Origin of the sequence: Azospirillum formosense, assembly GCF_040500525.1 — a bacterium.
GTDB classification, from domain to species: domain Bacteria; phylum Pseudomonadota; class Alphaproteobacteria; order Azospirillales; family Azospirillaceae; genus Azospirillum; species Azospirillum formosense_A.
Genome location: NZ_CP159404.1, coordinates 215001 through 235130, shown reverse-complemented (window position 1 = coordinate 235130; position 20130 = coordinate 215001). Strand labels below are relative to the sequence as shown.

6 protein-coding genes are annotated in these 20130 nt (G+C 70.9%); 3 read left to right on the top strand and 3 right to left on the bottom strand.

Annotated features, from left to right (window positions below):
- Positions 1-2 precede the first annotated feature (2 nt).
- Positions 3-1166 (bottom strand): glycosyltransferase family 4 protein, encoded by a 1164-nt coding sequence (locus ABVN73_RS21965; protein WP_353861319.1) that lies wholly within the window; start codon positions 1164-1166, stop codon positions 3-5.
- Between the two features lie 179 nt (positions 1167-1345).
- Here ABVN73_RS21965 and ABVN73_RS21960 point away from each other — a divergent pair, with 179 nt between their 5' ends.
- The 3 genes from ABVN73_RS21960 to ABVN73_RS21950 all read left to right on the top strand — a co-directional run bounded on the left by ABVN73_RS21960 (position 1346) and on the right by ABVN73_RS21950 (position 8740).
- The gene (locus ABVN73_RS21960; RefSeq protein ID WP_353861318.1) at positions 1346-5206 is read left to right on the top strand and encodes a tetratricopeptide repeat protein; all 3861 of its coding nucleotides are present in this window, start codon (positions 1346-1348) and stop codon (positions 5204-5206) included.
- 304 nt (positions 5207-5510) lie between these two features.
- Positions 5511-6920 carry a tetratricopeptide repeat protein gene (locus ABVN73_RS21955; protein ID WP_353861317.1) on the top strand — a complete coding sequence of 470 codons (1410 nt, stop codon included), beginning with the start codon at positions 5511-5513 and terminating at the stop codon, positions 6918-6920.
- Positions 6917-8740, top strand: a complete 1824-nt coding sequence (locus ABVN73_RS21950) for a tetratricopeptide repeat protein (protein WP_353861316.1) — start codon at positions 6917-6919, stop codon at positions 8738-8740. Before ABVN73_RS21955 ends, ABVN73_RS21950 begins: the two co-directional genes overlap by 4 nt.
- Before the next feature lie 48 nt (positions 8741-8788).
- Here the strand turns inward: ABVN73_RS21950 and ABVN73_RS21945 are convergent, their stop codons facing one another.
- The gene (locus ABVN73_RS21945) at positions 8789-17374 is read right to left on the bottom strand and encodes an Ig-like domain-containing protein (protein ID WP_353861315.1); all 8586 of its coding nucleotides are present in this window, start codon (positions 17372-17374) and stop codon (positions 8789-8791) included.
- Between the two features lie 764 nt (positions 17375-18138).
- A complete protein-coding gene (locus ABVN73_RS21940) occupies positions 18139-20115 on the bottom strand; it encodes a PAS domain S-box protein (RefSeq protein WP_353861314.1) in 1977 nt (658 codons plus the stop codon).
- Between the last annotated feature and the right edge of the window lie 15 nt (positions 20116-20130).

Genomic DNA, 20130 nt, shown 5'->3' with positions numbered 1-20130 from the left:
TCCTAGGCCACCGCCGTCACGAAGGCTTCGGCGAAGGCGCGCCAGGTCCGCTCGCCGCGCAGGAAGGCCCGCGCCTTGTCGGCGCGGGCGCGGGCGGCGGCGCGGTCGGTGTAGAGGGTTTCGAGGTGGGTGACGACCTCATCGACGGATGTTTCCCCCCAGCCGCGGCGCCGGCCGGCGGGATCGGCCACCGGGTCCTGCCGGCTCAGCGGCAGGCAGGCGCCGTCGCGGATCAGGTCCAGGTGGCCGGTGTTGGCCGACAGGATGACCGGCACGCCGCAGGCCATCGCCTCCATGGCGACGAGGTTGGTCGCCCCTTCGCAACGGTTGGGAAAGATGGCGGCGTGGCATTCCGCGAGGATCGCCGGAATCTGGTCGCGCCCGAGAAAGCCCATGTCGACGAAGCCCTCCGGCGGCACGCCGCAGGCCATCGCCCATTCCACGATGCGCAGCTTGCCGTTGCCGCCAACGGCGGGGGCGGAGGGCACCAGGGGGGACTCGGCGATGTCGGCGGAGGTGTGCGGCCAGGGGTTGTGCCACGCGGTGACCAGCAGCGCGTCGGGATGGCGCTCGTGGAACCGGCGGAAGGCGGCGAGCACGATGTCCTGCCCCTTGCGGAACTCCACCTTCCCGCCCGAGAAGACGACGAAGCGGTCGCCGAATCGCCCGGTCGGCGGGACCGGCGCCAGCTCGTCCGGGTCCACGCCCTGGAAGGCGCAGCCGACGTCGGTGATGCCCTGTTCGGCCAGCAGCGCCCGGTTGTAGTCGGAATGCACCACGATCCGGTCGTAGCTGCGCGCACGGCGCAGCGTGTCCTCGTCGAACAGGGTGTCCTCGAAGGCGATGACCCCGACGTTGCGGCTGCCGCGGAAGCGCGCGGACAGCGGCCCCGCGACGAAGCCGTTGCCGAGCGCGTGCAGGACGGTGCAGTCGTTGAGGCCGAGCATCCGGTTGCCGGACCGGTCGGCGATGGCGGTGATCTGCCGATGGCCGTCCATCAGGCTTTCCAGCTTTTCCCGGTTTTCCGGCCGCAGGGTGGACAGAAGCGGCTTCTCCAGCAGGAGCGGCGGCTGTCCCCGATCGACCAGATGCAGCGCCGTGTGGACGCCGACCAGACCCCAGCCGTGAATCTCCGAAAGCTGCCACGTCAATGCCAGATTCTGCATGCGATTCCGATCCGCGCGCGTTTTCCCGACGCCCTCCGCTGCAAACTCCGTCACGCGCCGCGCATCCTTTCTTGCCCATGGCCTTGGATGGTAGGATAGCAGAGCGCAGACGCCGATACACAGCGTGAGCCGCTGTCCAGTGCGAGCTGTCCAGTGCGAGCCAGCCAGCCCGAGCCAGCATGACCGTCAAGATCGCCTTTCTCGACCCGGCGGGTGGGGACTACACGCCGGACACGCCACGCCTGCACCCGCTCGGCGGTTCGCAATCGGCCCTGTGCTACCTCGCCGAGGCGCTGGCCGCCTCCAGGTCAGCCGCCACCAAGTCAGCCGCCACCAAGCTGGAGGTCACGCTGATCAACGGCACCCGGACGCCCGGTCTGGTGCGCGGGGTGCGTTGCCTTCCCGCCAGCGTGGTGTCCTGGGAGGCCATGCGCGCCTTCGACGTCGTGGTGCTGCTCAACGGCTGCCCGACGGAAGCGCTGGTCCGGCTGCGCGCGGCGCTGGACGGCGGGCGGAAGCTGATCCTGTGGATGCAGCACGCGGTCGACCAACCCGCCGCGCAATGCGTCGCGGAGCCGGAGGCGCGCGCCTGCTGGGACGGCTACGCCTTCGTCAGCCGCTGGCAGATGGACGGCTACCTCACGGCGTTCGGCCTCGACCGCCGGCTCTGCCGGATCCTGCGCAACGGCATCGCGCCGGCCTTCTCCGCCCTGTTTCCGGCCGGCCTGTTTCCGGCCGGCCTGCTTCCGGTGGGAGCCGACATCATGGCGGCGAAGCCCTGGCCGCCGGTCCTGGCCTACACCAGCACGCCCTTCCGCGGCCTGGACGTGCTGCTCGCCAGCGTTCCCCGCCTGCGGGCGGCGATCCCCGGAACCACCGTCCGGGTGTTCTCCAGCATGGACGGCTATCAGGTTCCCGCCGACCGGGACCCCTACGGCGCCCTCTACCAGCGCTGCCGCGACACGGAGGGCGTGGAGTATGTGGGGGCGGTCTCCCAAGGCGCCCTGGCCGAGGCGTTGCGCGGCGCGACCGGCCTCGCCTACCCGAACCGCTTCGCCGAGACCTCCTGCATCGCCGTGATGGAGGCGCTGGCCGCCGGCTGCCTCGTCGTGTCCAGCGCGCTGGGGGCGCTGCCGGAGACCACGGCCGGCTTCGCCCGGCTGATTCCGGTTCCCGAGGACCCGGCGGAGCACGCCGTCCGCTTCGCCGACGCCGCCCGGTCCGCTCTGCTGCAGTGGCGCGACGAAGGGCCGGCGACCGGCCGCCGGCTTCGCGAGCAGGTCGATCACGTCACCACGGGGATGAGCTGGGCCGGGCGGGCCGGGGACTGGCTGGCGTGGCTCGCCGAGTTGAGCGGCGCCCCGAGGGGCGGCGCCGCGCCGGACACGGCAACCTCGGCGGTCACCGCCACCCTGGCCGACGCGCAGCAGCGCCTGCTGGACGCGCTGGGCGCCCACCTGAACGCCCGCCCCCCGGCCAAGGCGGAACAGGCCTGGCGGGCGGAGGCGCGGGCGCTGATCGCGCTGATCGAGCAGTCCCTGCGGCTCGACCACAACACGGAGGAGAACCGGTCGGCCGTCTGGACGACGCTGCGCGGGTTTGACGCCTGGTTCGCCTACGTCACGACGCTGACGGACACGCCGCCGCCCGCGGCGCCACCGCCCGGCGGGCGGCGGATCTACGACTGCTTCCAGTTCCACAACGAGCTGGACCTCCTGGAGGTGCGGCTGGCCGAGCTGGACGCGGTGGTCGACCGCTTCGTCCTGGTCGAGGCGACCTTCACCCACGCCGGCGATCCCAAGCCCCTCCATTACGCGGAGAACCGCGCGCGCTTCGCCGCCTACGCCGACAAGATCATCCATGTCGTCGTCGACGACGATCCCGGCGGCTTCGCGTGGCAGCGCGAGGCCCACCAGCGCGACGCGATCACCCGCGGCCTCGGCGGCTGCGACCCGACGGACATGATCGTCATCTCGGACGCCGACGAAATCCTCCGGCCCTGGGTGATGGAGCGGCTGCACCGCGAGCCGGACGACGGGCGTTCGCTGTTCGCCCCACACCTCGACATCTTCCTCTATTTCCTCGACCTCAAGTCGCCCGACCCCTGGGTGTCGGTGGCCGCCGCCCCGTGGGAGCTGATCCGCCGGATCGGCGCCAACCGCGCCCGCTATCTGACCAAGCTGGGGCACGGGCGGGTCGTCCCGGACGCCGGCTGGCACTTCACCTGGATGGGCGGGATCGAGCGTTTCCGCGCCAAGCTGCAGGCCTTCGCGCATCGCGAGATGATCACGGCCTTCGATCAGGACCCGGCGGCGAACCGGGAGCGGCTGGAACGCTTCTACGCCACCGGGCGCTTCGACGGCGGCGCCGTCCCCGGCATGTGGACGAGCCTCGCGCCCGTCCCCATCGGCGACTGCTTCCCCCGGTTGATCCGCGAGCGGATCGAGCATTTCCGCGCGCTCGGCTGGCTCTCGCCGAACGCCGGCCCGCCGGTCCCCGAGGAACCGGTTGCCGATTCCGGGTCGGAGCATCGTCGCGCCCTGATCCTCGCCCCCGCCTCCATCGACGCCTTCCACGCCCTGGCGATGGAACGGCTCGGCCGCGACGCGCCGGAGGAGGCGATCGGGCCGCTGCGCCGCTGCGCCGTCCTCGACCCCTTCGGCACCTTTCACCGCTTCCATCTCGCCCGGGCGCTGCTGCTGCGCCAGCGCCACGACGAGGCGGAGGGCGTGCTGCGGGAGCTGGTCCGCCTCGCCCCCGACGACCATCGCGCCCGCGCCAACCTCGGCACCGCGCTCAAGAACCTGGGCCGCCACGACGCGGCGGTCGATGCCGGACGCTCGGCGCTGGCGCTGGCCCCCGCCGAGCCCGGCGTGCTCAGCAACCTCGGGCTCGCCCTCTCCCTGCGGAACGGCGGTGACGCGGAGGCGGAGCGCGCCCTGCGCCGGGCGGTGGCGATCGACCCGGACTTCACGTCGGCCCGGCTGAATCTCGGGCTGGTGCTCAGCAAGCTGCGGCGCATCGGGGAGGCGGAGGCCCAGTGCCGCCGCGTCCTCGACCGGGATCCGAACCACGCGGAGGCGCACACCCTGCTGGGCACCTGCCTGCTGCTGCGCGGCGAGTTGGAGGCAGGATTCCGGGAGTACGAGTGGCGCACCCGTCTGGCCGACCGTCAGGTCACGCCGCGCGGCTTGCCGACTCCGGTTTGGGAGGGCGGGAACCCGGAGGGCCTGACCATCCTGCTGCACGACGAGCAGGGGCTCGGCGACGCCGTCCAGTTTGTCCGTTACGCCCCCCTGCTGCGCCGCCGGGGGGCGCGCGTGATCGTCGAATGCAACGACCTTCTCGTCCGCCTCTTCGCCACGCTTCCCGGCGTGGACGGGGTCGTCGGCCGATCCGACGCGCCACCGCCGCACGACGCCCACGCCGCCTTGCTCAGCCTGCCGCACCGGCTCGGCACCACGCTGGCGACCGTCCCGGCCGAGATTCCCTACCTGCACGCCGAACCGGAACGGGTCGGGTTCTGGCGGCGGCGGCTGGGTCCGATGACGGGAGCACGGTTGCGGGTCGGGCTGGTGTGGGCCGGGAACCCCGCCTTCAAGGACGACCGCCGGCGCTCGCCGGGGCTGGGCGCCCTGCGGCCGCTGCTGGACGTTCCGGGCGTCGCGGTCTTCGGCCTGCAGAAGGGGGCGGGACGGGAGGAGCTGAAGACTCACGGCCCGCTGCCGTCGTCCTTCATCGACCTCGGCGCGGAGATCGCCGACTTCGCCGACACCGCGGCGATCATGGAGAACCTCGACCTCGTCATCAGCTCCTGCACCGCGCCGGCCCATCTGGCCGGGGCGCTCGGCCGCCCGGTCTGGACGCTGCTGCCGGACAACGCCGACTGGCGTTGGCTGGAGGGAGGCGACACCACCCCGTGGTACCCGACCATGCGCCTGTTCCGGCAGACCGCATCGGGCGACTGGACGCCCATCGTCGCCGCCTTGCGGACGGCGCTGGCGCGGGCCGCGGCTACGGCGACAGATGCGGCACCGTGAAGGCTGCGGGCGGCAGGCCGGCGGCCTTCAGCAGGCCAGCGGCGACGCGCGACGCGCGACGCGAAGGTTCCTCCCCCATCCGCGTCACCACCGGCCAGCCAGACGGTGGCGGTCGAGACGAGCGGCCTGCCAGAGTGCCCGGCCGTGCTCATGCTTCCCCTCGGTGCCACCCTCCCCCGCGCGCCCCGGTGGAGGACTGGCCGTGGAGGCTTGCGGAGCGTGAATTCGTCGGGAAAAGGGTTACGATCGGGCGCGGCATTTCCAGACCCCTTTGCCGGGTCAGACAATTGGATGGAGAGGGCGGGTGATCGAGGCGGCGGTGGACGGGTCCGGCGAGGCGTTCCGCCGATGCTTCGGCTCCGGCCTCGGTCATGTCGAGGCCGAATCGCTGGCCGAGGCGGCGCGCTCCTTCCAGGAGGCGGCGGTGATCCGGCCGGAGCATCCGGTGGTCTGGTTCGTGCTGGGGCTGACGTTGCGTGGCTTGGGGCGCCTGGACGGCGCGGCGCTGGCCCTGCGCGCCGCCCACCGCCTGCGGCTGGGCGATGCCGACACGCTGTTCCAGTGGGCGTCGCTGCTGATCGAGCGCCGTCTGCCCGGGGACGCGGTGGCGCCGCTTCTCCGGCTCGTGGCGCTGCGCCCCGGTTATCCGGATGCGGCGTTCAGCCTCGGCAACGCCCTGATGGCCGTGGACGAGCCCGAACGGGCTGAAACCGCCTACCGGCGGGCCGTCCATATCGAACCGGCGTCGCCCGAGCATCACAAGAATCTCGGCGTCAGCCTGCTCACCGCCGGCAACTTCGCGGAGGGCACGGCCGAGTACGAATGGCGCACCCGCCAAGCCGTCTGGCAATGGAACCGGGACTGTCCCGGCGCGCCGCTGTGGGACGGCGGCCCGCTGGACGGCAAGACCATCCTGGTCCATTTCGAGCAGGGGCTCGGCGACACCGTGCAGTTCATCCGCTACATGGCGGTGCTTAAGGCCATGGGCGCCCGCACGGTCTTCGAATGCCAACCCCCGCTCAAGCGCCTCCTCGCCGGTGTTTCCGGCATCGACGCGCTGGTGGCGCGCGGCGAGCCGGTTCCCGAGGCCGACTGCCACCTGCCCTTGATGAGTCTGCCCCATCGCTGCCGGACGACGGCGGCGACGATCCCCGACGGCGTTCCGTACCTGCGGGCCGATCCGGACCGCGCTGCCTTCTGGCGGCGGCGGATCGCCGAGGCGGGGCGGCCGGGTGATGTCCGGGTGGGCATCCAGTGGCGCGCCGCGGGGGCCGACCGTTCGATTCCGCTGGAACGCTTCGCGCGCCTGTCGCACCTTCCCGGGGTGAGGCTGTACAGCCTGCAGAAGGCGGACGGCCATGGCCGGTGGGAGCGGCCCAACGACGCTCTGGGGATCGTTTCGCTGCCGGACAGGGACGGAAAAGACGAGGATGAGGGATTTGTCGACACCGCCGCGATCATCGAGGGCATGGACTTGATCGTCGCCTGCGATTCGGTGGTCGGCCACATCGCCGGCGCGATGGGACGTCCGGTGTTCCTCGCCTTGCCGTGGCTGGGAGACTGGCGCTGGATGCGCCTTGCCGATCGCACGCCCTGGTACCCGGCTACCCGGCTGTTCCGCATGACGAGTCGGAACGACTGGGATGGAGTGATGGCCCGGATCGCCGCCGAGATTGCCACGGAAGTCGCCCGGCGCACCGCGGGAACGCCATGACGGGGACCGTGGCGGCCGGCATCGAGGCGGCATCCCGGCTGTACCAAGCCGGGCGGCTGGAGGAGGCCATCGACGCCTGCCGGGCCGTGCTGGCGGTGGAGCCGCGGCGGTCCGACGCGCTCAACCTGCTGGGCGCCGCGCTGTTCTCGACCGGCCAGGACGGCCCGGCCAGGGAGGCGCTGCGTGAGGCCGCACGCGTCGATCCGGGCAACGCCGCGGCGCTGGGCAACCTCGGCATCGTCCTGCAGCACCGCCGGGAATGGCCGGACGCCGCGCGCGCCCTTCGTGCCCTGGCGGCGGTGCAGCCGGAGTCCGCAACCGTTTTCAGCCGCTTGGCCATGGTGTCGCAGGAGACAGGGGACCTCGACGGGGCCGCCCGCTTCCTGCGGCGCGCGGCGCGCCTCGATCCCGGTGCGAGCGTGCAATGGTACAATCTCGGCCTGGTCGGGATGCTCACCGGGGACATGGCGGCGGCCACGCGGGATCTGCGCCGGGCGGTCGCCATCGCGCCCGATGGCGCTTCCGCTCGGGTCCGGCTCGGCGAAACGCTGCTGCGGCTCGGCCGGCCGGACGAGGCAGCCGGGGTCTTCCTCCGCGCGCTCCGGCTCGACCCGTCCGCCGTCGACGCGACGATGGGGCTGGCCCGCTGCGGGCGCTACCGTGCCGCCGCAACGGCCGCGCGGCCACCGGGGACGGGGGCGATGGCAGGGGCGGAGCCGGGACTGGCGGTTCGCGGCGCCCTGGAAAGCGCCACGGGCTACGGCTCCTTCTGCCAGCGCTTCATCCGGACGCTGCGCCAACGGGCCGTGCCCCTCCAGGCGATCGGGATCTTCGGTTCCGAATCCTGGAAGGAGGAGAATCTCGACGCGCCGGTTCCCGCCAAGGCCCTGCTGAACTTCCTCATCCCGCTGGCGGTGGAGCGCGTGCCCGGCCTGGCCACGGTGACCTTCACGATGTTCGAGGGAACCCGCATACCGCCGGCATGGCGGCGCCTGAGCGAACACAACGACCTCATCATCGTGCCCACCGAATCGTCCCGCATGGCCTGGGCGGCGCAGGGCTTTCCGGAGGATCGCCTGCGGGTCTGCCCCCTGGGGGTCGATCCGGAGGACTCCGACGGCAACGCCGTCCCCCCGACCATGGTCGATCCGCGCGGCCGGCTGGTCTCCAGCTACCGGCACCGCTTTATCAACGTCTCGGACTTCATTCCCCGCAAGAACATCGACGGGCTGCTGCGGGTCTGGCTGCGCGCCACGGCGCGCGGCGACGACGCGGTGCTCATCCTCAAGCTCGGCAAGGGGAACGACCCCGCCTTCGCCGCGGAACTCGGCGAACTGGTCCGCCGAACGGAGGCCGCCGTCGGAAAACGGATGGCCGACGCGGCGCCGGTGGTGCTGATCAACCAGCTTCTGTCGGACGCCGACATGGCGGGGCTGCTGCGGGCGGCGACCCACTACTGGAGCATGTCGCACGGCGAAGGGTGGGATCTCCCCCTCTCGAAGGCCGGGGCGCTGGGGTTGAGCCTGATCGCGCCGCGCCATTCGGCCTACATGGAATATCTCGACGACCGGGTGGCCCGCCTGATCCCGGCCGCCGTCCGCCCCGCCCGACTGCCCTACAGCGCGCAGCACTACGCGCCGTTCCACGGGCTCGACTGGTGGGACCCGGACGAGGACGCCGCTGCGGAAATCCTGAGCGCCATCGTCCGCGGCGGCGACGACGCCCGCCCGTCGGCCCGCGACCATCTGGTGCAGGGCTTCACCTGGGCCCGCGCGGCGGACCGGCTGCTCGCCATCCTCGACGACGCCGGCCTGCGCTGACCGGGACCCCGGCCGAAACGGCGGTGGATGTGCCCCCGCCGTCCCTTCTCAGGCGAACCAGGCGGCGACGTTTCCGGTCTGGCCGAGGATGGTGATGCGGTTGCCGGCGCCGAGGTCGAGGGTGGTGCCGCCGCCCTCGACCCGGGCCGAGCGGATCACCGCGCCGAGGTCCAGGCCGGCGTCGTAGAGCGCCAGCCGGTCGACCCCCGCCTGGAAGTCCATCACCACCGACCCGCCCGACGCCCGGCCGAAGGCGAAGACGTCCGCCCCGGCGCCGCCCCACAGCGTGTCCGCCCCGCCGTCGGCGAACAGCAGGTCGTTGCCCGCCCCGCCGTGCAGCACGTCGTTGCCCGCCCCGCCGAACAGCGTGTCGTCGCCCTCCTCGCCGAACAGCGTGTCGTTGCCATCGCCGCCCAGCCCGAGGTCGTTGCCCGTGCCGAGCCCGATCAGGTCGTTGCCCGCCCCGCCCAGCGCCGTGTCGTGGCCCGCCCCGCCGCTCAGCGTGTCGTCGCCCTCGTCCCCCAGCAGCAGGTCGTCGCCCGCCTCGCCGAACAGCAGGTCGTCGCCCGTCCCGCCGCTCAGCGTGTCGTTGCCCGCCTCGCCGGTCAGCGTGTCGTTGCCCGCCTCGCCGAACAGCACGTCATTGCCCGTCCCGCCGAACAGCCGGTCGTTGCCCGTGCCGCCGCCGATCAGGTCGTTGCCCGCCCCGCCGATCAGCCAGTCGTCGTCCGCGCCGCCGTGCACCAGGTCGTCGCCGTCGTCGCCGTACAGCGTGTCGTTGCCGCCGGCGCTGGTGATCGTGTCGTTGCCGCCGCCGCCGTGCAGGATGTCGTCGCCCTCGCCCAGATGCATGAACTGCTCGTGGTCGTCGCCGTAGACGATCTGCTCGCCCTCGCCGCCGACCAGCGTGGCGTTGCCGACCACCGCCGCGAACTCGACGTGGTCGAGCTGGATGGTCACCGGCCCGGCCACCGCCGCGGTGTTGAGCACCACCGCGGTCGGCGCCGTGCTGGCGACGCCGGTGCCGCCCAGCGTGGAGCCGGTCACCTTGGTCTGCACCGCCTGGCCGGCGGCCACGCCGGGGGCGCTGAAGTCGATGGCGCGCACCAGCAGCTGGGCCTGGGTGGACAGCACCGACAGGAAGCCCGAGCCGCCGCCGGTCAGGTTGCCGCGCGCGGCCGTGCCCTCGTCGGTGCGCGCCTCGATGGCGGCGATCAGCCCGCTCACCCCGGTCAGCGCCTGGGCGGCGGTCTGCCGCTCGGCGCTGCCGCTGGCGGTGACGGCGACGCCGGTGGAGACGCTGACCGTCAGGGTGGTCTGGGTGGAGACCTGGCCGGTCCGGCGGTCGACCACCTGCTCGCGCACCACCGGGACGTCGGCGAGGTCGGGGTTGGCCGTGCTGCTGTCCTCGACGCGGGCGGTGTTGCTGGCCGCGATGGTCACGGTGGTGGTGCGCGAGCCGTCGCTGCCGGTGGTGACCGCGCCGCTGACGGTGGCGCCGTCGACGGTGGCGACCGCCGGCGGGGCGACGGGGGCGGGCTTGTCCACGGTGGCGGTGAGCTTCTGCGTCGTCGCGGTGAAGGGCGCCGCGGCGTTGCCCGCCGGGTCGGTCAGGCCCAGCGTGAGGGTGAGGGTGCCGTCGCCCAGGCCGGAGAGGTCGAGGCCGTCGACCCGCGCGGACGGGCCGCTCATCACGCCGTTGCCGGAGACCTGGCCGCCGCCGGCCGAGGTGATCGTCCAGGCGAAGGCGGCCCCGGCCTCGCCGCCGCTGATGGTGAAGGCGGCGCTGGACTGCTCGATGGCGTCGATGCTGTCGTCCTCGAACAGGACGGTGGCGGTCGGCGGGGTGGTGTCGACGACCAGCGACCGCGTGCCGGCCGGGGAGGTGTTGCCCGCCGCGTCGGTGGCGGTGACCGACACCGGGTTGGCGGCGTTGGCGGTGAGGCTGAGCGTGCCGGCGGCCGGGATGGCCGTGGCGAGGTTGAGGCTCCAGGCGCCGGCGCCGGTGGCGGTGGTCGTGTAGGTGGCGCCGCCCACCGTGACGGTCACCGTGCTGCCCGCCTCGGCGGTGCCGGTGAGGGTCGGGGTCGTGCTGTTGGTCAGCGCCGTGGTGACGGTCGGAGCGTCCGGCTTGGTGGTGTCGATGGTCAGGGTCTGGGTGCCCGGAGCCGAGACGTTGCCCGAGGCGTCGGTGGCGGTGGCCGAGACCGGGTTGGCGCCGTTGGGGTTGAGGGTCAGCACGCCGGCGGTCGGCGTCGCGGTGGCGAGGTCCACGCTCCACGTGCCGCCCGTCGCGGTGGTCGTGTAGGTGGCGCCGCCGACCGTGACGGTGACGGTGCTGCCCGCCTCGGCGATGCCGGTCAGGGTCGGGGTGGCGCTGTTGCTCAGCGCGGCGCTGGTGACGGTCGGGGCGTCAGGAAGCGTGGTGTCGACGACCAGCGACTGCGTGCCGGCCGGGGAGACGTTGCCCGCCGCATCGGTGGCGGTCGCCGAGATGGGGTTGGCGCCGTTGGTGTTGAGGCTCAGCGCGCCGGAGGCCGGCGTCGCCGTGGCGAGGTCGATGGACCAGTTTCCGCCCGTGGCGGTGGTGGTGTAGGTCGCCCCGCCCACCGTGACGGTGACGGTGCTGCCGGCCTCGGCCGTGCCGGTGAGGGTCGGCGTCGTGCTGTTGGTCAGCACAGCGCTGGTCACCGCCGGGGCGCCGGGGGGCGTCGTGTCGATGGTCAGCGTCTGGGTGCCTGGAGCCGAGACGTTGCCCGCGGCGTCGGTGGCGGTCGCCGCGATGGGGTTGGCGCCGTTGGGGTTGAGGGTCAGCACGCCGGCGGTCGGCGTCGCCGTGGACAGGTCCACGCTCCAGCTGCCGCCCGTCGCGGTGGTCGTGTAGGTGGCCCCGCCCACCGTGACGGTGACGGTGCTGCCCGCCTCGGCCGTGCCCGCAATGGTCGGGGTGGCGTTCTTGGTCAGCGCGGCGCTGGTCACCGCCGGCGCGTTGGGCAGCGTGGTGTCGATGGTCAGCGACTGCGTGCCGGCCGACGAGGTGTTGCCCGCCGCATCGGTGGCGGTGGCCGAGACCGGGTTGGCGCCGTTGGGGTTGAGGGTCAGCGCGCCGGCGGTCGGCGTCGCCGTGGACAGGTCCACGCTCCAGCTGCCGCCCGTTGCCGTGGTCGTGTAGGTCGCCCCGCCCACCGTGACGGTGACGGTGCTGCCGGCCTCGGCGGTGCCGGTCAGGGTCGGCGTCGTGCTGTTAGCCAGCGCCGTGGTGATGGTCGGCGCGGTCGGCGCGGTGGTGTCGATGGTCAGCGACTGCGTGCCCGCCGTGGAGACGTTGCCCGCCGCATCGGTGGCGGTCGCCGCGACCGGGTTGGCGCCGTTGGCGTTGAGGCTCAGCGCGCCGGAGGCCGGCGTCGCCGTGGCGAGGTCGATGGACCAGCTGCCGCCCGTCGCGGTGGTCGTGTAGGTGGCCCCGCCCACCGTGACGGTGACGGTGCTGCCCGCCTCGGCGGTGCCGGTGAGCGTCGGCGTCGTGCTGTTGGTCAGCACGGCGCTGGTCACCGCCGGTGCGTTGGGTGCGGTGGTGTCGATGGTCAGCGTCTGGGTGCCCGGAGCCGAGACGTTGCCCGCCGCGTCGGTGGCGGTCGCCGCGACCGGGTTGGCGCCGTTGGGGTTGAGGGTCAGCACGCCGGCGGTCGGCGTCGCCGTGGACAGGCCCACGCTCCAGCTGCCGCCCGTGGCGGTGGTCGTGTAGGTGGCCCCGCCCACCGTGACGGTGACGGTGCTGCCCGCCTCGGCCGTGCCCGCAATGGTCGGGGTGGCGCTGTTGGTCAGCGTGGCGCTGGTCACCGCCGGAGCGCCGGGCAGCGTGGTGTCGATGGTCAGCGACTGCGTGCCGGCCGACGAGGTGTTGCCCGCCGCGTCGGTGGCGGTGACCGAGACGGAGTTGGCGCCGTTGGCGTCGAGGACCAGCGCGCCGGAGGTCGGCGTCGCCGTGGCGAGGTTGATGGACCAGGTGCCGGTCGGCGACGCCGTGGTGGTGTAGGTGGCGCCACCCACCGTGACGGTCACCGTGCTGTAGGTCTCCGCGATGCCGGTGAGCGTCGGCGCCGTGCTGTTGGTCAGCGTCGCGCTGGTCACCGTCGGGGCGTTGGGCGCGGTGGTGTCGATGGTCAGCGTGTGCGTGCCGGCCGACGAGGTGTTGCCCGCCGCATCGGTGGCGGCGACCGCCACCGGGTTGGCGCCGTTGGGGTTGAGGGTCAGCACGCCGGCGGTCGGCGTCGCCGTGGCGAGGTCGATGGACCAGCCGCCGCCCGTGGCGGTGGTCGTGTAGGTGGCGCCACCCACCGTGACGGTCACCGTGCTGTAGGTCTCCGCGATGCCGGCGAGCGTCGGCGCCGTGCTGTTGGTCAGCGTCGCGCTGGTCACCGTCGGGGCGTTGGGCGCGGTGGTGTCGATGGTCAGCGTCTGGGTGCCGGCCGGGGAGACGTTGCCCGCGGCGTCGGTGGCGGTCGCCGCGACGGCGTTGGTGCCGTTGGCGTCGAGGACCAGCGAGCCGGCGGTCGGGGTGGCCGTGGCGAGGTCGATGGACCAGCCGCCGCCCGTGGCGGTGGTCGTGTAGGTGGCGCCGCCCACCGTGACGGTGACGGTGCTGCCGGCCTCGGCGGTGCCGGTGAGGGTCGGGGCGGCGTTCTTGGTCAGCGCCGCGCTGGTCACCGCCGGCGCGCCGGGCGGCGTCGTGTCGATGGTCAGCGTCTGCGTGCCCGCCGTGGACGTGTTGTTGGACGCGTCCTTGGCGGTGACCGACACCGCATTGGCGCCGTTGGCGTTCAAGCTCAGCGCGCCGGCGGCCGGCGTCGCCGTGGCGAGGTCGATCGACCAGGCGCCGCCCGTGGCGGTGGTGGTGTAGGTCGCCCCGCCCACCGTGACGGTCACCGTGCTGCCCGCCTCGGCGGTGCCGGTCAGGACCGGGGTGGCGCTCTTGGTCAGCGCCGCGCTGGTGACCACCGGAGCGGCGGGCGGCGTCACGTCGGCGACGCTCACCACCGTGCCGATGCCGGAGATGGCCGCGCTGCCGGTGGCGCCGCCGCTGTCGGTCAGGCCGGCGATGGCCACCGTGCGGTCGCCCAGCGTCGCGGTGGCGCTGGTGTTCTTGTAGGTGACGCCGCCCAGCAGCGCGCTCATCTGCGCGTCGTCGCGCTCCAGGCCGCTGACGGTCACCCTGGCGACGCCGCCGACCACCGAGACGCTCACGCCGGCGTTGCCGCCCGCGACGCCGAGACCGCTCAGGGTGGCGGTGGCGCCGTGGACCAGGGCGACGTCGGTGCCGCCGATGGTCAGGACCTCGGTGGCGTCGACCACGCCGGCGACGGTGAACTCCGCGCCGCGGAAGCTCTGCCCGGCTTCCACGGTGGAGGCCGCCACGCCGCTGAACAAGCTGGTCGCGCTGTCCACCCCGACGCCGAAGGTCTTGGCTCCGCCGGTCGCGGTCAGGGTCGGCACGGCGTCGACGGCGATCGTCGCGGTGGCGCCGCCGGTGCTGAAGGCGTCGGCAGCGGTGTCGGCGGTGGCGCCGGGGGTGCCGCTGGTGCGGTCCCAGGCCTTGAAGGTGATGGCGCCGGTGTCGGTGTTGGCGAAGCCCGAGCCGCTCGGCACGAAGCGCACGCGGTCGGACCCGGCGAGCAGCAGCGCCGCGCCGTTGGACGAGGCGGTGGGGATGTCGGTCCAGGCGCCGGTGCCGACCTTGTACTGCCAGGTGCCGTTGGTGTTGGTCACGCCGGTGACGGCGATGCCCAGCGGGACGACGGTGACCATCGGGACGGGGCTGTCGTACTCGGCGTCGGTGGCGGTGCCGGCGGAGGCGAGCAGGGCGGTGACGGTGGTGCCGGTGTTGGCGGCGTCGGCGATGCCCTGGTCGATGGCGGCGAGGCTGCGGACGTGGTTGGAGAGGATCGGGCTGTCGTTGGCGCCGGTGAAGTTGAGGGTGAGCTGCTGGGAGACGGTGCGGTTGCCGTCGGAGACGGTGAAGGTGCTGGTGCCCTGCATCGGCCCGGCGGGGACGCCGTTGAGGAAGGCGGCGTCGAAGACGTAGGCGTAGTGGCCGGTCTGGCTGTTGACGTAGGCGGTGCCGCCCGGGCCGGTGGACCAGGTGTCGTAGGTGACGCCGTTGCCGAGCGTGACGCTGCCGTGCTGGACCGGGGAGGCCTGCGAGCCGGCGATGGAGAAGGTCAGCGTGCCGCCTTCCAGGTCGGTGGCGGCGAGCTGGCCGTCGATCAGCGGGAAGCTGTCGGCGGCGGCGGTGTCGACCAGCGTCGGCGGGGTGGCGGGGACGGCGAGGACCGGCGGGGCGTCGGTGTCGATGCGGTCGTTGGTCTGGCTGATCGGGGTGGTGTAGGGGGCGTTGGCGTTGCTGGCGCCGTCGACCAGGACGATGTTGACCGGGATGTCGTCGCCGGCGGCGCGATTGCCGGTGCGCAGGCCGTCGGCGGTGACGGTGAAGGTGGCGGTGTAGGTGCTGGCGCTGATCTTGGTCAGGTTGGCCAGCGCGAAGCCGCCCACCGTGCTGCCGCTGCCCAGCGTGTAGGTGTCGTTGTCCGCCGCCACGGTGATCGTCACCGTCACCGTGTCGCCGACCTGGGCCGGCTGGTTCGGGATGCTCACGTTGGTGATCGACGGCGGCGTCGTGTCCGCTGCCGGCGGCGAACTGTTGGTGACCGCCTGGCCGGTGACGGGGGCCGGAGCGTTGCTCGCGGTGTCGGTCAGGGTGCCGGTGCCCGGGTTGTAGTCGAGCGTCACCGTCTCGCCCTGGGCGACGGCCGAGGCCAGCGTGAAGGTCAGCGTGGTGGTACCGGACCCGCTGGCGTAGGTTGCTGCGCGGCTTTGGCCGGCCACAGTGACCGTCAGGCCGGCGGCGCTGGTCGCGGACATGGCTTCGGCGAAGGTGATCGTCAGCGTCGTGCCGTTCACCTCCGCCGAGGCGATGGTCGGCCGGTTCGCGTCGATGCGGTCCGCGCCTTGGCTGATCGGCGTGGTGTAGGGCGCGTTGGAATTGCCGGCGGTGTCGGTCAGCACGATGTTGACCGGCACGTCCGTGCCCGCCGCGACATCGGTGCCGCCGCTGGTCACCGTGAAGATGGCGGTGTAGGTCGTCGCGTCGACCTTGGTCAGGTTGGCGAGCGCGAAGCCGCCGACCGTGCTGCCGGCGCCCAGCGTGTAGGTGTCGCTGTCCGACGCCACGGTGATCGTCACCGTCACTGTGTCGCCGATCTTCATCACGGCGTCCGGAATCGACACCGCCGTGATTGATGGCGGCGTCGTGTCGGCAACGACCGGCGGCAGGGAGACGTAGGTGTCCGTTCCGCTCAGCGTCAGTGTCTGATAGGGGGTGTAGATGGTCTCGACGCCGGACACGAAGATGGTGCCGGCAGTGTCGGTGACGGTCACCACATCGTTGCCTGCGCCGCCGATCAGCGTCTCCAGTGCCTGGACCTGGACCGTGTTGCCACCGGCGCCGAGATAGACGACGTCGGTGCCCCCGTTGCCGACGATGGATTCGACAGCGGACACCGTCATCGTCGCGCCCCGGCTGGTGCGCACCGTCACCACGTCGTTGCCGGTGCCGCCGATCAGCGTTTCCAGCGCCTCCACCTGTATGGTGTTTCCGCCGGTGCCGAGGACGACGACGTCGTTGCCCGGCTTACCGATGACGGATTCGATCGCCGAAACCGACAGGGTCATGCCGTCGCTGTTCAAGGCGACGACCAGATCGTCACCGGCACTGCCGATCATCGTCTCGATCAGCGACACCAGCATCGTGCTGCCGGTGGTACTCCAGGGGATGTTCTGATCGCCGACGATCGGGCTCCCGTCCCGGAGCGTGATGTTGACGACGTCGTTGCCGCCGCCGCCGATCAGGGTGCTGAGGCTCGCCACCGTGATGGTGTTGCCGATGTCGAGGAGGATGGCGGCGCTCCGGCCGCCGTTGCCGTTGACGGCGGCTCCACCGACGATCGTTTCGATCGATGAGATGGCGACGGTGCCGCCACCGGTCTGCAAATTGGCCGTGCCGGTCCGGAAGGCCAACGTCGCGATATCGTTGCCGGTGCCGCCGATGAGGGTTTCCAGGAAGGCGACGCCGATCGTGTTGCCGCCGTTGGCCAGAATGACCGTATCGTTGCCGGCGACCGCTGCCCCGTTTCCGAGGACAAACTCGATGCCCTGCAGGAACATCGTGTTGGAGCCACCCCCGATGGTGGCGATCATGTCCAGGCCGTCGGTCCCGATCAGCGTCTCCATCAAGGACACTGTCATAGTGGTGCCGGTGGAACCTGCGGCGTCGAGACGGATGACGTCCTTGCCGGTGCTGCCGACCAGAGATTTCAGATACCCGACCGACATGGTGTTGCCGGTGGTGCCGGCCAGCGTGATGAGGGCGGTGCCGGTGGTCGCGCCGATGATCGTTTCAAGCGACTCCACCACCATGGTGATGCCGGTGGACGTCAACAGGACCCGGTCGTTGCCGGAACCGCCGATCAGCGTCTCCAGGGCCTGGACCGTGATCGTGTTGCCACCCGTGCCGGCCAGCGTCACGACATCCTTCCTCTGGACCGATGTGCCGCCGATGAGGCGATCGAGGTTGGACACGGACAGGGTCTGACCCTGGGTGTTGAGCCTGACGCCTTGGGTGCTGCCGTTGCCAACGATCCCCGACCAAGCCTCCGTCGCGGAGAAAACGTAGTCAGCGCCAGGCGTGAGCGTCAGAGTTCCACCAGCAGCCATCTCGTCCCTCTTGCATCGGCGTTTCTAGGCTCTGCGACCGCGGCCGCAGGAACGTCATGGCTCTCGTAGGATCGGCCACTACCTCCCAATAATGGGGGATGGGGTTAATATTTTATCTACGCTTATTTGCCCGCACCGAATCGCCGCAACAAAATGTGCACCGCAGCATGGAATCCCGTGCGCTTCATTGGAGCAAAAAAATTCAGTTTTTCATTGCATGGATGCGGTGGTGAAAATCTGGACGCCCATAGGAGGCTGCCGCAGCATCGCATAGCGGTTATCGATGGCGCAGAACTCGGAATTGTCCTCCAAAAGGCGACCCGCCAGCATTAACCAGTAGTTACAAAATGTCGAAATTTACGCGACGAGCGGTTTCCTGTTTCTTGGATAGTCGGATGGGCTTGGTTCGCCCAGAAGGATGAAACTGACGACGGGAAACGGAAGCGGTGTTCGGCAGAGTTCAAGGCGAAGGTGGCGCTGAGGGCGATCCGGGGCAAAGATGAACCCCAATCGCAAATCCGTCCGGGCCCGTGGGCCCATCTCAGAGCGTGTGCGTGTTTACTGCCGAATTCTGCAAATTTGCCGGATCTGTCGCCGCGGTGTCGGCGCGGCGGTCTACGACGGTAGCTTCAGCCATTGCGCAGCATCGCGTTCACTTGGATGAGGAATTGGTCGATGGCGATGGGCTTGGTCAGAAGCCGCGTGTGCGGTTCCAGTGGCCCTTTCATGACGACATTGTCAGCGTACCCGGTGAGGAAAATCACCCTTAGGTCTGGCCGCGATGTCCGAACCGTTTCCGCGATCCGCTGCCCGCTGATGTCCGGCAAGCCAACATCCGTCACCAGCAGGTCAATCCCCTTCGTTGAGGCAAGGATGGTCAAGGCTTCGTTTCCATCCTGCGCCTCCAGGACCGTCGAACCCTGTTCCCGAAGCGCTTCCACGAGCAGCATACGGATGATCGGCTCGTCCTCCACAATCAAAACAGTTCCCGGAACCGGCTCCCGCAACTGATCCGGGACCTTGGGAATCGTCACCGCGGCGGGACCGAGACTTTCCGCCTCGTGAGAGCGGGGCAGGTACAGCTTCACGGAGGTTCCATGCCCCACTTCGCTGTCGATGCGGACACACCCACCAGACTGACGGGCGAAGCCATAGATCTGACTCAGCCCCAACCCGGTTCCTTGGCCGAGCGGCTTCGTCGTGAAGAATGGCTCGAAGGCACGGTCGAGAACGTCCGGAGGCATGCCGGTGCCCGTGTCGGCCACCTCAAGCAGTATGTAGTCACCGGGCTGCACTCCGGTCTCCGGAGGCACATCGGTCGTATCCAGGCGGATGTTCAGGGCCTGAATGGTAAGCTGGCCGCCATGGGGCATCGCATCGCGGGCGTTGATGGCGAGGTTCAACAGCGCGGCCTCAACCTGATTGGCGTCCGCCCAGATTGGCCACAGCTCAGGAGCCAGCTGTGTCTCGACCCGGATCGAATCGCCGACGGATTGTTCAATCAGGTCCCGCAATCCATCCACAAGCGTCTTCAGGTCGGTGCGCTCGGGTTGAAGCGGTTGTCGGCGGGAAAAGGCGAGGAGCCTCTGCGTCAGAGCCTTCGCCCGATCAACCGAGGTTCTGGCCGCGATCACATACTCCTCGACGTCGCTTCGCCCGGTCGCGAGCCGCCGTTCGATGGTTTCCAGGCTGCCGCCGATGGCCTGAAGCAAATTGTTGAAATCATGTGCGACGCCGCCGGTCAGTTGGCCCACCGCTTCCATCTTCTGCGCCTGGAAGAGGGCCGCACGGGTTTCTTCCAGGGCTTCCTGCGCCAGCTTGCGTTCGGTGATGTCGCGGGTCACCTTGGCAAAGCCGATAAGGCGCCCGTTGTCGTCCCGGATTGCATCGATGACGACGCTGGCCCAGAAGCGGGTGCCATCCTTGCGCAACCGCCAGCCTTCGGTTTCAAACCGTCCGGTTTGCTCGGCGGTGCGCAGCCCCTGCATCGGGATGCCGGCATCCCGATCCTCGGCGGTGTAGAAGCGGGAAAAATGCTCTCCGATGATCTCCTCGGCAGCGTAGCCCTTCATCCGCTGCGCACCGGAATTCCAGTTCGTGACATGCCCGGTCGTATCGAGCATGAAGATCGCGTAGTCGATCACTCCCTGGACCAGCAGACGAAAGCGTGCCTCGCTTTGCTGCAGAGCCTCCTGTGCCTGCTTGCGCTCGGTGACGTCGCGCGTGACCTTGGCGAATCCGATCAGCGTCCCAGCGTCGTCACGGATGGGATCGATGAGGACGTGCGCCCAGAAGCGCGTGCCGTCCTTGCGAACCCGCCAACCTTCAGCCTCGAATTTTCCTTCGGTCGATGCGATGGAAAGCGCCCGCTGCGGCACTTCGGCACGCTGGTCGTCGTCGGTGTAGAAGCGCGAGAAATGCTGGCCGATGATTTCCGCGGCCGTGTAGCCCTTGAACCGCTGGACGCCCGGATTCCAGCTGGTCACGATCCCCTGCGGATCGAGCATGTAGATGGCGTAATCGCGTACGCTGTTGACGAGCAGTTCGAATCGCCGCTCGCCCGACAGCGGCTCTCCGCCAACGCCGGCCGGCAACTCATTCTCCACCCAGATTCTCCGCAG